This is a genomic window from Actinoplanes sp. NPDC089786, from assembly GCF_040684855.1.
In the GTDB taxonomy this organism is placed as follows: domain Bacteria; phylum Actinomycetota; class Actinomycetes; order Mycobacteriales; family Micromonosporaceae; genus Actinoplanes.
On sequence record NZ_JBFBGU010000010.1, the window covers coordinates 69354 to 82035 of the forward strand.

At 71.8% G+C, this 12682-nt stretch carries 15 protein-coding genes; 8 read left to right on the forward strand and 7 right to left on the reverse strand.

Annotated features, from left to right (window positions below):
• Window positions 1-73: 73 nt before the first annotated feature.
• On the reverse strand, window positions 74-1660 hold the full coding sequence (locus tag AB0O15_RS26495) for an NAD(P)/FAD-dependent oxidoreductase (RefSeq protein WP_364323412.1): 1587 nt from the start codon (window positions 1658-1660) through the stop codon (window positions 74-76).
• Window positions 1661-1733: 73 nt separating this feature from the next.
• On the opposite strand from AB0O15_RS26495, the gene AB0O15_RS26500 reads away from it, so the two are divergent.
• A complete protein-coding gene (locus AB0O15_RS26500; RefSeq protein WP_364323415.1) occupies window positions 1734-2198 on the forward strand; it encodes an SRPBCC family protein in 465 nt (154 codons plus the stop codon).
• A 171-nt stretch (window positions 2199-2369) separates the two neighbouring features.
• On the opposite strand, the gene AB0O15_RS26505 is transcribed toward AB0O15_RS26500, so the two are convergent.
• The 5 genes from AB0O15_RS26505 to AB0O15_RS26525 form a co-directional block, all read right to left on the reverse strand.
• Complete coding sequence (locus AB0O15_RS26505) at window positions 2370-3512, reverse strand: S8 family serine peptidase (RefSeq protein WP_364323417.1); 1143 nt, start codon at window positions 3510-3512, stop codon at window positions 2370-2372.
• Window positions 3509-4738: a hypothetical protein gene (locus tag AB0O15_RS26510; RefSeq protein ID WP_364323419.1), complete on the reverse strand. Its 1230-nt coding sequence runs from the start codon at window positions 4736-4738 to the stop codon at window positions 3509-3511. Before AB0O15_RS26510 ends, AB0O15_RS26505 begins: the two co-directional genes overlap by 4 nt.
• Window positions 4738-5136, reverse strand: a complete 399-nt coding sequence (locus tag AB0O15_RS26515; protein ID WP_364323421.1) for a hypothetical protein — start codon at window positions 5134-5136, stop codon at window positions 4738-4740. Before AB0O15_RS26515 ends, AB0O15_RS26510 begins: the two co-directional genes overlap by 1 nt.
• 94 nt (window positions 5137-5230) lie before the next feature.
• Window positions 5231-6865 (reverse strand): ATP-dependent DNA helicase RecQ, encoded by a 1635-nt coding sequence (locus AB0O15_RS26520; protein ID WP_364323423.1) that lies wholly within the window; start codon window positions 6863-6865, stop codon window positions 5231-5233.
• A gap of 28 nt (window positions 6866-6893) precedes the next feature.
• Window positions 6894-7016 carry a hypothetical protein gene (locus AB0O15_RS26525; RefSeq protein WP_364323425.1) on the reverse strand — a complete coding sequence of 41 codons (123 nt, stop codon included), beginning with the start codon at window positions 7014-7016 and terminating at the stop codon, window positions 6894-6896.
• A gap of 114 nt (window positions 7017-7130) precedes the next feature.
• Between AB0O15_RS26525 and AB0O15_RS26530 the strand changes: the two genes are divergently transcribed.
• Entirely contained in the window at window positions 7131-8690 is a 1560-nt protein-coding gene (locus tag AB0O15_RS26530) for a glycoside hydrolase family 3 N-terminal domain-containing protein (protein WP_364323427.1), read from the forward strand.
• A gap of 66 nt (window positions 8691-8756) precedes the next feature.
• Here the strand turns inward: AB0O15_RS26530 and AB0O15_RS26535 are convergent, their stop codons facing one another.
• The gene (locus AB0O15_RS26535; RefSeq protein ID WP_364323429.1) at window positions 8757-9038 is read right to left on the reverse strand and encodes a GNAT family N-acetyltransferase; all 282 of its coding nucleotides are present in this window, start codon (window positions 9036-9038) and stop codon (window positions 8757-8759) included.
• A gap of 42 nt (window positions 9039-9080) precedes the next feature.
• Here AB0O15_RS26535 and AB0O15_RS26540 point away from each other — a divergent pair, with 42 nt between their 5' ends.
• From AB0O15_RS26540 to AB0O15_RS26565, 6 genes are all read left to right on the forward strand, one after another.
• Window positions 9081-9410 carry a hypothetical protein gene (locus tag AB0O15_RS26540; RefSeq protein ID WP_364323431.1) on the forward strand — a complete coding sequence of 110 codons (330 nt, stop codon included), beginning with the start codon at window positions 9081-9083 and terminating at the stop codon, window positions 9408-9410.
• Between the two features lie 40 nt (window positions 9411-9450).
• On the forward strand, window positions 9451-10272 hold the full coding sequence (locus tag AB0O15_RS26545; protein ID WP_364323433.1) for a DUF1206 domain-containing protein: 822 nt from the start codon (window positions 9451-9453) through the stop codon (window positions 10270-10272).
• Between the two features lie 72 nt (window positions 10273-10344).
• Window positions 10345-11481 (forward strand): mechanosensitive ion channel domain-containing protein, encoded by a 1137-nt coding sequence (locus tag AB0O15_RS26550; protein ID WP_364323804.1) that lies wholly within the window; start codon window positions 10345-10347, stop codon window positions 11479-11481.
• Between the two features lie 61 nt (window positions 11482-11542).
• On the forward strand, window positions 11543-11977 hold the full coding sequence (locus AB0O15_RS26555; protein ID WP_364323435.1) for a phage holin family protein: 435 nt from the start codon (window positions 11543-11545) through the stop codon (window positions 11975-11977).
• The gene (locus tag AB0O15_RS26560; RefSeq protein WP_364323437.1) at window positions 11974-12384 is read left to right on the forward strand and encodes a DUF3618 domain-containing protein; all 411 of its coding nucleotides are present in this window, start codon (window positions 11974-11976) and stop codon (window positions 12382-12384) included. The genes AB0O15_RS26555 and AB0O15_RS26560 overlap by 4 nt, the downstream gene beginning before the upstream one ends.
• On the forward strand, window positions 12381-12653 hold the full coding sequence (locus AB0O15_RS26565; protein ID WP_364323439.1) for a DUF4235 domain-containing protein: 273 nt from the start codon (window positions 12381-12383) through the stop codon (window positions 12651-12653). Before AB0O15_RS26560 ends, AB0O15_RS26565 begins: the two co-directional genes overlap by 4 nt.
• Window positions 12654-12682 lie beyond the last annotated feature (29 nt).

The window sequence follows — 12682 nt, forward strand, 5'->3', positions numbered from 1 at the left end:
TACCCGAGCGTGACACGACGAGTGCGCCGGGAGCGATTGTCGTTTTTCGCCGGTTAAAGGTGGTCCACCATCGTCAGCGATAGATGGCTCGGTGGGCCGCATTGATCGCCGCTCGATAGGCGCCGCCCGCCAGCGCGTTTTCTCGGGCCAGGGCGGCCCGGGCGGCGTTCGCGCCCGGCACCCCGTGGACGCCGCCGCCCGGATGGGCCGATGCGCTGGCCAGGAACAGGCGGTCGATGGGGGTGTCGGGGCGGCCCAGGCCGGGGATCGGGCGGAAGAACAGCTGCTGGTAGGCGGCCGCGGTGCCGCCGCCGAGGGCGCCGCCGACCAGGGAGGGGTTCTGCTGCTCGAGGTCGCCGGGGGCGAAGACGTTGCGGCCGATGACGGTGGCCTGGAAGCCGGGGGCCTGGGACTCGATGACCTGCTCCATGCGGGTCACGTGCTCGGCGATGTCAGCGGGGCTCCACGAACGGCGGAACGGCAGGTGGGTGTACGCCCACAGCGACTCGGTGCCGGCCGGTGAGTGGGACGGGTCGGCCGTGGTCATCTGGCCCAGCAGCATGAACGGGCGGGTGGGCATCTCGTCGGAGGCCAGCTGGGCGGCGTAGCGGGTCAGGCTGTTCAGGTCGGCGGTCAGGTGCACGACCCCGGAGGTGGTGGCGGCGGGGTTGGTCCACGGGACCTTGGCGGAGACCGCCCAGTCGACCTTGACCGTGGCGCCGTCCCAGCGGAAGTTGTCCAGGTCGTCGACCATGCGCGTGGGGAGCAGGGGTGCGCCGACCAGGTCCAGGAAGAGGGCCGGCGCGGGTACGTCGGCCAGCACCGCCCGCCGGGCCCGATGGTTGGCGCCGTCGGCCGTGCGTACCCCCATCGCCCTGTCCTTCGCGATCAGCACGCGGGTCACCGGTGAGTCGTAGACGATCCGTCCGCCGCGGGCGAGAAGGCGGTCGACCAGGGCGGAGGTGATCTGCTGGGCACCGCCGACAGGGACCGGCCAGCCGCTCTCCTGGGCCAGCATGGCCAGCAGCCAGCCCAGCATGCCGCCGCCCGCGTCCTCGGGCGACAGGTCGGTGTGCAGCGTGCAGCCGGCCAGCGTCACCCGCGCGCCCTCGCCGCGGAACAGTTCCTCGCCCAGCCTGCGCGCCGGCAGCATCAGCCGGCGTCCCAGCCGCAGCGCGCCGCCGACGCCGAGCTTCCCGGCCAGCGCGGCGCCGTGCCGCACCGGTGGGAAACCCCCGAGCAGGGTGCCGACCAGGTGGTGCGAGATCTCCGACCATTCCGTGTACGCCGACCGCCAGCGCTCGCCGTCACCGGGCGCGAACGCCTCCATGGACGCCATCGTGCGGGTCACGTCGCGGCTGATGGTGGCGGCCCGGCCGTCGGGGAGCAGATGGGTGAGCGCGTCGGGGGCCTGGGTCCAGGTCAGGCCGTGCTCGTGCAGGTCGAGGCCGCGGAGCACCGGCGAGGCGTACCCGAGGGGGTAGAAGGAACTGAAGAGGTCGCTGAGGTAGCCGGGCGCGGTCACGTGGCCGGATCGGACCGCGCCGCCGGGCTGGGCGGTGGCCTCGACGACCAGGACCTCCCAGCCGGCGTCGGCGAGCAGGTTGGCGGCGACCAGGCCGTTGTGGCCCGCCCCGATGACGATTGCGTCCGCTGTCACAGTCCGGACCGTACCCGCGGCGGTTTGGGTCAATCTTTCCCGGGCACCTCTTGATGTGAAGGAGGGATTCACAGTGAGCACGGTTACCGAGTACATCGATGTTGACGTCCCGGTGCGGGCGGCCTACAACCAGTGGACCCAGTTCGAGGAGTTCCCGCAGTTCATGAGCGGTGTGACGGAGATCCGCCAGCTGGATCCGACCACCACTCACTGGAAGACCGACGTCGACGGCGTGAAGCGCGAGTTCGATGCCAAGATCACCGAGCAGCTGCCGGACGAGCGGGTGGCCTGGACCTCGACCGAGGGTTCCCGGCAGGCCGGCGTGGTCACGTTCCACCGGCTGGACGACGTCCGGACCCGGGTGACGGTCCAGATGGACTTCGAGCCCGAGGGTGTGGTCGAGACGGCCGGCGACAAGCTGGGCTTCCTGGACCGCCAGGTGAAGGGCGACCTGAAGAGGTTCAAGACCTTCATCGAGGAGCGCGGCGGCGCCGAGACCGGCGCCTGGCGCGGCGAGGTTGACCGCCCCGGCGCGTAACGCGTCGTCATAGGTGTGTGAGAAAGGCCGCCGGTGTTCCGGCGGCCTTTCTCAGGTCTCCGACCGGTGCTGGCCGCCTCGGCGGTGATGGCCGGCGCGGCGGTGCTGGCCGGCGCGGCGGTGCTGGCCGGCCCGGTGGTGCTGGCCGGCCGGTGGTGACAGCCGGCTTCGTCAGGTGCGTTGCCGGCGGATCATCAGCACGATGACGACGATGCCGATGGCCAGCACGAGCAGCCCGGCCCCGACGGCGAGCACGATCGGCAGGACCTTGCGCAGCGGCAGCGCCTGGGGCGGATCGTCGTCCGGAACCGGGGCCGGTGCGGGCGCCCCGGCCGACGCGGCCGGAGCGGCGGCGGCGCTCTCGGCCGGCGCCGGCCCGACCTCGGCGGTGAGCGCCTTCACCAGGTTGAGCCGCCCGAAGCCGTAGCTGTCGTCGCGCCCCTTCGGCCCGGCGTCGGTCGCCGTCGCGGTGAGCCGATGGATCACGTCGGCCGCCGACAGGTCGGGGTACTTCGCCCGGATCAACGCCGCCGCCCCGCTCACCATGGCCGTCGCCGGGCTGGTTCCGGTGCCGATGCTGTAGCCGGAGCTGAAGATGCCGGTGGTCGCGATGTCCTGACCGGGGGCGACGATGTCGACCCCCTCGTTGGTGACCGAGATCTTCGAGAGCTTGCCGTCCCGATCGACCGCGCCGACGCTGAGCACCTCGGGGTAGAGAGCGGGGAACCGGTCGGCGGCCGGCCGGTCGGTGTTGCCCGAGCCCGCGACCACGACGATGTCCGCCGCCCGGGCCCGTTGGATCGCCTCGCGGATGTTCTGGCCGGCGGGCCGCGCGAACGACAGGTTCATCACCTTGGCGCCGCTCTTCGTCGCCTGGTCGATCGCGCGGGCGATGTCCGCGCCGTTCGAGGGCCCGTCGATGGCCGCGCCGGCGGGAAAGATCTTGGCGCCGGGCGCGATACCGAGGATGCCGCTGCCGCCGCCATGCCCGCGCCCGGCGATGATGCCCGCCATCTCGGTGCCGTGACCGACGGGGTCGTCCCGGCCGTCGCCACGCGCGTCGCCGGTGGCGTCGAAGCCGGGCAGGATCGCCGCGCGCAGGTCGCGATGCTCCGCCTTCACGCCGGTGTCGACCAGCGCGACCGTGACGCCGGCGCCGGTGCTGATCCGCTGGGCGTCGGCGACGTCGAGGGCGGACAGATACCACTGCTTGTCCCGGATCGAGTCGGCCGAGGCCGGCCCGGCCGGGGCCGCGATCAGACCGAGGGCGATCGCGGCCGCGACCAGAGAGCGTCCCGGACGGAGACGGATCACGGGCGGCGCCCGATGACGCCGGGGCCGGGATCGTGCCGGGCCTCGGTGGTGTCGGGCCGGATGACCGGCGTGACGCCGCTGTCGACGCCCCAGAGCTGGTCGGCCTCGCCGCCGGGCAGGATCTCTTCCTCGGACTCGCCGCCGGCCCCGCGCCCGCTCTGCCCGGTCATCATCTGACCGGGACCACCGCGGCCGCCGGGCTGGCCACCGATCACCGCCCCGGACGGCAGACCCTGCCGCATCGGCACCGGCTGACGGCCCATGGCCGCACCGGAGCGACCGACACCCAGGCCGCTCATCGGCAGGCCGGCGCCCCCGCCCAGGCCGGGAGCCAGACCGAGCGCGCCGGTCATCAGCCCCGGCACCCCGCCGCCACCACCGCCGAGCGGAGTCGCCGGGGGAAGCGGACCGGGATTGCCGACGCCGATCGGCGCCGAGCCCGGGGTGATCACGCCGGCCAGGTCGGGCCCGGAGCCCGACCCCGGCGGGATGGTCGAACCCGGGATCGTTCCGGGATTGCCCGAACCGCCGTCAGCCGGCCCGCCCTCGGGCAGCGGCTGGATGTCGGGTGGATCGTTGGGGACCGTCACCGGGATGGGCGTGGCGTGCAGGACCGGGCCGGAGCCGGAGCCGGACCCGGACCCGGAGCCGGAACCGGACCCGCCGCCCGAGCCCGGACCGCCCCCGCCGGGAGGCGGATCGCCCTGCAGCGGGTCGCCACGCTCGACGCCGCCACCGCTCATCGTGAACATCGCCGGCGACTCGATCTGGTTGAGGTGTTCGCTGATCGTGCGCTCGGCCTGCTCCATCGCCCGCTGGGCCTTCTCGTCGTACTCGTCCTCGGCGTGGTCGACCATGCGCGGCACGATGTCGTCGGCGGCGTCGGCCCGCTCGGAGACCAGCGGGCGGATCGTCATCTGCGCCGTGCTGATCGCCTCGATCACGCCCTGGAGGCCCAGCCGGGTGTTCTCGGCGCGGGTCAGCGTGTCGCTCATCGAACTGGCCAGGTGGTCGAGGTAGCGGAAGAAGTTGCCGGCGGACTGGTTGGTGTCCGGCGACCAGGCCGCGGCGAGGTCTTCACCCGACTTCTTCAGCCGGCGGTGCTGTTCACGGACGCCCTGGGCCAGGTTCTGCCAGTCGAGGACCCGGTCGGCGCCGGTGCACTGGTTCTCCTGCTCGATCATGCTCCAGATCGCCGGCAGGTTGTAGTTTCCCCAGTTGCCCATCAGACCGCCCTCCTCGCGCCCTGGGCGCCGGCGATGATCTCGTTGGCCTTGGCGATCGCGCCGTCCATCAGGGCGCTCACCCGGGCCGTGGCCTCGGCGTTGTTGCGGTCGGTGCCCTTGAACTCGCGGGCGATGTCGTCGGCGACGTCGGCGAAGATCTCCGCCGCCTGCTGGTAGGCCCGCAGGTTGGCCTCGGTGTTGCTCAGGGCCACCGCGTAGCGCCCCTTCGCCTGCTGCACGATGTCGCTCATCGTGATGCGCGAGCCGAACGGCACCCCGTACGAGTGCAGTCTTGTGCCTCGATTGGCGACCTGGTTGAACCCAGTAGCCGCCTCGGAACGCATTCCCTTGGCGAAATCGCCCACCTGTCCGGTGTCGATCTCCACGCCGTCTGCCATGCCGCTGCCTCCCCGTGTTGCCAACCTCGGCGGACTCAGCATATCGACCCGGGCCGACATTCTTGCGCCCGTCCACAGCCGGTGGCCGAAACGACTACATAACGGTGAGCAGGTCGTTGGCGACGACGACGGGCACCGAGAGGGTCTTGTAGCCGACCTCGTCGAACAGGACGGTCATGCGTTCCTCCTCGTAGCCCATCACCATGCCGGGACCCCATTCCTCGTGACGCACCTTGGCGTGCACCCTGAACGGCTGGGCGGACGAGGGGGCCGGCGGGGCGGTGGCCGGCGCGGCGCAGTTGTCGCAGTGCCCGCAGGGTGACTTCATGATCTCGCCGAAGTAGGCGAGCAGGGCCTGCGTACGGCAGGCCTGGGTCTCGGCGAACGCGCGCATCATGTCGGTGCGGGACCGCTGCACGACCTGCTGCCGTTCGTACTCGTCCACCGCGGCCTCGGCCGCCGCGGCCGGGAGCGGCGCGAACACCGGGACCGTCCACTTGTTGCGGTCGCCGGCCGTCGCCGCGCCCACCTGTTCCAGCAGGCCGAGCATCGACCCGAGCTTGCGCGGCCCCAGCCCGGTCTTCTCCTTGAGCGCCGTCTTCGTCTGTGCCCCGTCACGCAGCGCCGCCGCCAGCTCGCGGATCTCCACCAGGTCGGGCGCCCCGCCGCTGAAGAACCGCTGGATGGCCTCGTCCTCGGACCGCCACAGCAGCAGCGCCCGGGAATCCAGGTCGTCGCGCCCGGCCCGGCCGATCTCCTGGAAGTACGCGTCCGGCGACCCGGGCAGGGCCACGTGGGCGACCCATCGGATGTTCGGCTTGTCGATGCCCATCCCGAACGCCGACGTGGCGACCATGATGTCCACTTTGTCGGCGTGAAAATCGGCCTGGCGTGACGTGCGGTCGGAAGCCGGTAGGCCGCCGTGGTAGAAGGTGGCGCTGTAGCCGGACGCGGTCAAGGAAGCCGCGAGTTCCTCGGCGGAGCGCCGGGTGGCCACGTAGATGATCCCCGGTGGCGGCGCCGAGTCGAGCAGGGCGTGCAGCTTGCGGGTCCGATACGACTCGTCGGGGCAGTACGCCACCTCGAGGAACAGGTTGCGCCGGTCCAGCCCGGACACGTGCACCTCGGGCTTGCGTAGCTGGAGCCGCGCGATGATGTCGTCGCGCACCGGCGGCGACGCGGTGGCCGTGAGCGCCAGCACCGGCGGCCGGCCGATGCCCTTGATCAGGTGTCCGATGGAGAGGTAGTCGGGCCGGAAGTCGTGTCCCCAGGCCGAGATGCAGTGCGCCTCGTCCACCGCGACCAGGCCGGGCCTGAGCGCCCGCACCTCGGCCATCCGGTCGGGGTCGCTGAGCTGCTCGGGCGTGATGAACAGGAACTCGGCCCGGCCGGACCGGATCTCCTCGATCGCCGCGCGCTGCTGGGCCGGCGACTCGGCCGAGCTGACCCGCACGGCGCGGGTGGCGGGGGAGCCGAGCGCGTTCAGCGCGAGGATCTGGTCCTGCTGCAGGGCCAGCAACGGCGAGATGACCACCGTCGGGCCGGGCAGCAGCACCGCCGGGATCTGGTAGATCGCCGACTTGCCGGCGCCGGTGGGCAGGACCACCAGGGCGTCCTTGCGGCGCAGCACGGCACGCATCGGTTTGAACTGACCGGGGCGCAGCGAGGGCCAGCCGAAGTACTTGCGGGCGACGCGGCGCAGACGGGGTCCGTAGACGGGAAGCTTCATCGAGCGTGCCGGATACCCGCGCCGGCCCCTACTTGAACATGCGCCGGATCGCCCAGACCAGGATCAGCACGGCCAGGGCGATACCCAGCAGTTTGACCGCGTGCACCTGGGACCAGTCGACCCCGGAGCCGGCCGCGAGCGGTGTGTTCACGGGGTGAGTCTACGGGCGCCCCTTCTTACACTTCTAATAGGAAGGTTTGTTGACTAAATCGACACGGGGTGTTTCCATAGCTATCGACCACGATCCGGAGGGTACGGGGGACACATGCCGCAGCCGAGCGACGACCTGACGCATCTCGCCGGGGCCGTGCTCCAGCCGGGCTTCCACGGGACCCGGGCCCCCGACTGGGTCCGGCGGATGCTGGCCGAGGGGCTCGGCGGCGTGGCGCTGTTCGCCCGCAACGTGGAGTCGCCGGCCCAGGTGGCCGCGCTGACCGCCGAGCTGCGGGCCGAGCGCCCCGAGGTGATCGTGGCCATCGACGAGGAGGCGGGCGACGTCACCCGCTTCGAGTCACGGCTGGGCAGCTCCCGACCCGGCAACCTGGCGCTGGGCGCCATCGATGACCCGGCGCTGACCGAGGCGGTCGCCCGTGACCTGGGCCGCGACCTGGCGCATGCCGGCATCACGCTCGACTACGCCCCCGACGTCGACGTCAACAGCAACCCCAAGAACCCGATCATCGGCGTACGCGCGTTCGGCGCCGACCCGGCCCTGGTGGCCCGGCACTCGGCCGCCTTCGTGACCGGCCTCCAGGCCTCCGGCGTGGCCGCCTGCGCCAAGCACTTCCCCGGTCACGGCGACACCGCGGTCGACTCGCACCACGCCGTGCCGTTGATCGATCGCGGCCGGGCCGAGCTGGAGTCGGTCGAGCTGGTCCCGTTCCGGGCCGCGGTGGCGGCCGGCGTCCAGTCGGTGATGACCGGCCACCTGCTCGTGCCCGCCTACGACCCGGACCTCCCGGCCACCCTCAGCCCACGCATCCTCACCGGGCTGCTGCGCGAGGAACTCGGGTACGACGGCCTGATCGTCACCGACGGCATCGAGATGCAGGGCGTGTCCCGGACGTACGGGCTGGCCGGCGCCACCGTGCGCGCCCTGGCGGCCGGCGCCGACGCGATCTGCGTGGGTGGCGACCACGCCGACGAGGCCACCGCGATCGCCCTGCGGGACGCGATCGTGGCCGCCGTCCGCAGCGGGGAGCTGCCCGAGGCGCGCCTGCGGGACGCCGCCGGGCGGGTCAACCGGCTGGCCGCCTGGACCGCCGAGACCCAGACCCGAACCGGCGCCCGCGCGGTGGCCGACGCGCTTTCCATCGGCAAGGTCGCCGCCTCGGTGATCGGGCTGGCCGCGGCCCGCCGCGCGGTCCGGGTGACCGGCGCCGGGGACATGCTGCCGCTCGCCGCCCCGCCGCACGTGGTCGAGTTCGCGCCGCCGCGGAACATCGCGATCGGCGCCGAGACGCCCTGGGGGCTCGGCATCCCGCTGCACGACCTGCTGCCCGGAACCACCTCGCTGCGGCTCAGCGAGGACGACCTGGGCGGCCTGGCCGAGCCGGAGTCCCGGGTCCTGGCCGGCCTCGGTGGCCGCCCGCTCGTGCTGGTGGTCCGCGACCTGCACCGGCACCCCTGGGTGGCCGACGCGGTGGCGCGCACGCTGGCGGTCTGCCCGGGCGCGATCGTGGTCGAGATGGGCCTGCCCGAGCGGGTGACCGGGGCGGTGCACCTGGCGACCTACGGCGCCACCCGCGCCTGCGGCCAGGCCGCGGCCGAGATCATCGCCGGCACCAGCGTCCCGGCGCCGGCCAAGCAGCCGGTCGCCGCCTGACCGATCAGTGGTAGCCGGGCCCGGCATCCGGGGCCCGAATACCGGGCCCGGCTACCACTGAGAAGGTCAGTCCTCGAGGATGTCGTCCCAGTCGTGGTGGGCCGACACGTACTTGGCGAAGAACGGGCAGGCCGGCACGACCCGCGCGCCGGTCGAACGAAGGTGGTCGAGGGTGAGCCGGGCCAGCCGGCCGCCCAGGCCCTGACCCTGGTGGGCCGGGTCGACCTCACTGTGGGTGATCACGGTGATGCCGTCGCGCACCCGATAGGCGGCCAGGCCGGCCTGGGCGCCGTCCACGATCAACTCGAAGCGGTGTTCCGCGGGGTTGTCACGCACGCTGACGTCCATCTTCCGAGCATAGGGTCGCTTTCACCTCGTACATTGGGATGGGTGTTGAAGACCACGGCCTCGCGCCGCGCCGCCTTGCTCACGACCGCCATCCTCGCGCTCGCCCCGCTCGCCGCCTGCGGCAACGACAACGTCGACTGCGGGCTCAACCAGTGCACGGTCACCATCCAGCGGGAGACCAACGCCTCCGCCAGCGTGCTCGGCGTGGAGGCGAAATTCATCAGCGCCGACCAGAACACGGTGACGCTCGAGGTGGCCGGCGAGCAGGTCCAGCTGACCAAGGGACAGCAGGCGGTCGACGTGGCCGGGTTGCAGGTGGCGCTGAACACGGTGACCCAGGACGACGTGTCATTCCAGGTGAGCCGCCCGTAGACAGGTTTGGCGAGAGTGGCCGCTGGTGACTTAAAGGCCCATGTCAGCCACTGCACAAGCACGAAGCTCGGCCTCGCGCGCGGCCAACAGCAAACCGCTGGAGATGCTCGCGCGCGGCGGCTTCATCGCGTACGGCGTCATCCACCTGTTGTTCGCGTGGCTGGCGCTCCAGGTCGCGTTCGGCAACTCGTCGGGCGAGACCGACCAGTCCGGCGCCCTCCAGGCCATCGCCCAGAGCCCGGGCGGCAAGTTCTCGCTCGTCCTGATCGCCATCGGCATGGGCGCGATGGCGATCTGGCAGGTCTTCGAGGCCGCGATCGGGGAGAGCGGGCCGCAGGACAAGCAGGCCGTCGCCGAGCGGGTGATCAGCGGCTTCCGGGCCATCCTGTACGGCTACTTCACCGTGATCACGATCAAGACGATCACCGGCGCGCAGGCCTCGCAGTCGCAGAACCAGCAGTCCTCCGCGTCGAACATGATGAGCAGCGGCGGTGGCCGGTTCCTGGTCGGGTTCATCGGCCTCGTGGTGGTCGGTGTCGGCGTGGGGCTGGCGATCTACGGCTACAAGAAGAAGTTCGAGAAGCACCTCAACACCGGCCGGATGAGCCCGCAGGTGCACCGGACCGTCGGCCGGCTCGGCAAGGCGGGTTACATCAGCAAGGGTGTGGCGTACGCCATCGCCGGTGCGCTCTTCACGGCCGCGGCGGTCACGATCGACGCGGAGAAGGCCGGTGGCCTCGACTCGGCGCTGAAGACGCTGGCCGGCACCGCCTGGGGCCCGTGGCTGCTCGGCCTGATCGCGCTGGGCATCGCCTGCTTCGGCGTCTACTGCTTCTTCCAGGCCAAGTTCCGTAAGGTCTGATCTTGAGTGAACCGGCGGCCGCGAAACGTGGCCGCCGTTTCCATGTGGTGTGATGCCGCAGTGAACGGCGTAATGACCGCCCTGCTCGCGGTCGTGGTGGCCGCCGGCGCCGCGCTGGTGCTGGTCGAGGCCATCCATCTGCTCGTCCAGCGGCTCGGCCGCCGGTCGGTGCTGTGGGCCGACCTGGCCCGGACGGCGCACAACCCGTTCCGGGCCCTGGTCGTGCTGTACGGCGTCCGGCTCGCCCTGCAGATCGGCGTCGAGGACTTCGGCGGCCGCCGGACCGTGCTGCACCTGTTGCTGCTGGCCCTGATCGCGGCCGCCGCCTGGCTGATCGCGGCGCTGCTGCTGGTCGTCGAGGACTTCGCGCTCACCAGGTGGCGCACCGACGTCCCGGACAATCTCCGCGCGCGGCGGCTCAAGACCCAGGTCGTGATGCTGCGCCGGGTCACCGTCGCGGCGATCGTGGTGCTCACCGCCGGCGTGATGCTGATGACCTTCCCCGGCGTACGCGCCCTCGGGGCCAGCGTCGTCGCCTCGGCCGGCGTGATCAGCGTGGTGGCCGCCCTGGCCGCGCAGAGCACGCTTGGGAACGTCTTCGCGGGGCTGCAGCTGGCGTTCAGCGACGCGGTGCGGGTCGACGACGTGGTGGTGGTCGAGAACGAGTGGGGCCGGATCGAGGAGCTCACCCTCACCTACGTCGCGGTGCAGATCTGGGACGACCGCCGGCTGATCCTGCCGACCTCGTACTTCACCACCAAGCCGTTCCAGAACTGGACCCGGACCGGCTCGGCGGTGCTCGGCACGGCCGAGGTGGACGTGGACTGGTCGGCGCCGGTCGAGGACCTGCGCGTCGAGCTGCGGCGGGTGGTCGGGCTCAGCGCGCTCTGGGACGGCCGGGTGTGCGTGCTCCAGGTGACCGACGCGACCGGCGGCATGATCCGGCTGCGCGCGCTGGTCAGCGCGGCCGACGCGGGCGCGTTGTGGGATTTGCGGTGCCTGGTCCGCGAGCGTCTGGTGAGCTGGGTGTGGGAGAACCGGCCGGGCTCGTTGCCGCGGCTGCGGGCGGACACCGATCCTCCTGGTCCGCCGGCGGCCGCTCCGGCCGTGGCGGATGGCGCGAAACACGACGATCAGGTCTTCGCCGGCGGGACCGACGGTGACCAGCGCGGCGCGGCCTTCGGAGGCGGCGCCGACGAACCGCGTTGAGCAGGAGGATTGCTTCTTCGCACTCCGGGGCATACACCCGACACAGGGAAAGGAGGACAGCATGGCGGATGTCCTGAACGGCAGCGCGGGTCGCAAGCCCGGCGAACAGTCCACGTCCGAACTGGTGCAGCGCGCCAGCGAACAGATCACCTTGCTCGTCCGTGACGAGTTCGCGCTCGCCAAGGCCGAGTTGGCCGAGAAGGGCAAGCACGCCGGGATCGGCATCGGGCTCTTCGGTGGCGGCGGGGTGCTCGCGCTGTACGGTGTGGGCGCGCTCATCGCGACCGGGATCATCGCGCTGAGCCTGGTACTGCCGCTGTGGCTGGCCGCACTGATCGTCACGGTGGTGTTGTTCGCGGTGGCGGGTGTTCTGGCCCTGCTGGGTAAGAAGCAGGTGACCCAGGCGGTGCCGCCGGGTCCGGAGGCGGCCATCGAGAGCGTGAAGGCGGATGTCGACGAAGTGAAGCACGCGGTCAAGGACAGGAGCCGGGCATGAGCGAGAAGAGCGGCGCGCCCGGGCAGAACGGCAAGCCGGACGTGGCGGCGCTGCGCGCCGAGATCGCGCAGACACGGGCCGAGCTCGGCGAGACCGTGCAGGCACTCGCGGCCAAGGCGGACGTCAAGGCTCGGGCCAAGGAACAGGTGGAACAGACCAAGCAGCGGGTCAAGACGCAGGCCGCCGAGGCCGGTCAGAAGGCGCTCGACGCGGTGCACCTGGCCGGAAACCGGGTCAAGGACGCGGCCGGCCAGGCCGGCGACAAGGCCCGCGAGACGGTCGCGCAGGTGCAGGAATCGGACTCGGTGGAGCAGGTACGCCGCCGGCCGATCCCGTTCCTGGCCATCGCGGCCGGGGTCGCGGCCGTGGTCGGCGTGATCCTGGTGGTGCGGGGGAGTCGCCGATGAGCGGGAAGCTGAACAAGATCGCGTACAAGCCGGTGGGCCTGCTTCTCGGCATCGCCGCCGGTTCCATCGCGGGCTTCGCCTTCAAGCAGGTGTGGAAGCTCGTCGAGGGCGAGGACGACGCGCCCAACGCGACCGACGAGGACCGCAGCTGGGGCGAGATCCTGGCCGCCGCGGCGATCCAGGGCGTCATCTTCTCGGTGGTCAAGGCCGCCGTGGACCGTGGCGGGGCGGTCGGCGTCCGCCGGCTGACGGGCGAGTGGCCGGATTAGCAACACGTAGAGTGATTGACCGTGGTCAA

Bases quoted from the DNA above. Each gene is read 5' to 3' on its own strand.
- AB0O15_RS26510 (WP_364323419.1), bottom strand. From the start codon at position 4,738: ATGGGCAACTGGGGAAACTACAACCTGCCGGCGATCTGGAGCATGATC.
- AB0O15_RS26515 (WP_364323421.1), bottom strand. From the start codon at position 5,136: ATGGCAGACGGCGTGGAGATCGACACCGGACAGGTGGGCGATTTCGCC.
- AB0O15_RS26520 (WP_364323423.1), bottom strand. From the start codon at position 6,865: ATGAAGCTTCCCGTCTACGGACCCCGTCTGCGCCGCGTCGCCCGCAAG.
- AB0O15_RS26530 (WP_364323427.1), top strand. From the start codon at position 7,131: ATGCCGCAGCCGAGCGACGACCTGACGCATCTCGCCGGGGCCGTGCTC.
- AB0O15_RS26535 (WP_364323429.1), bottom strand. From the start codon at position 9,038: ATGGACGTCAGCGTGCGTGACAACCCCGCGGAACACCGCTTCGAGTTG.
- AB0O15_RS26545 (WP_364323433.1), top strand. From the start codon at position 9,451: ATGTCAGCCACTGCACAAGCACGAAGCTCGGCCTCGCGCGCGGCCAAC.
- AB0O15_RS26550 (WP_364323804.1), top strand. From the start codon at position 10,345: ATGACCGCCCTGCTCGCGGTCGTGGTGGCCGCCGGCGCCGCGCTGGTG.
- AB0O15_RS26555 (WP_364323435.1), top strand. From the start codon at position 11,543: ATGGCGGATGTCCTGAACGGCAGCGCGGGTCGCAAGCCCGGCGAACAG.
- AB0O15_RS26560 (WP_364323437.1), top strand. From the start codon at position 11,974: ATGAGCGAGAAGAGCGGCGCGCCCGGGCAGAACGGCAAGCCGGACGTG.
- AB0O15_RS26565 (WP_364323439.1), top strand. From the start codon at position 12,381: ATGAGCGGGAAGCTGAACAAGATCGCGTACAAGCCGGTGGGCCTGCTT.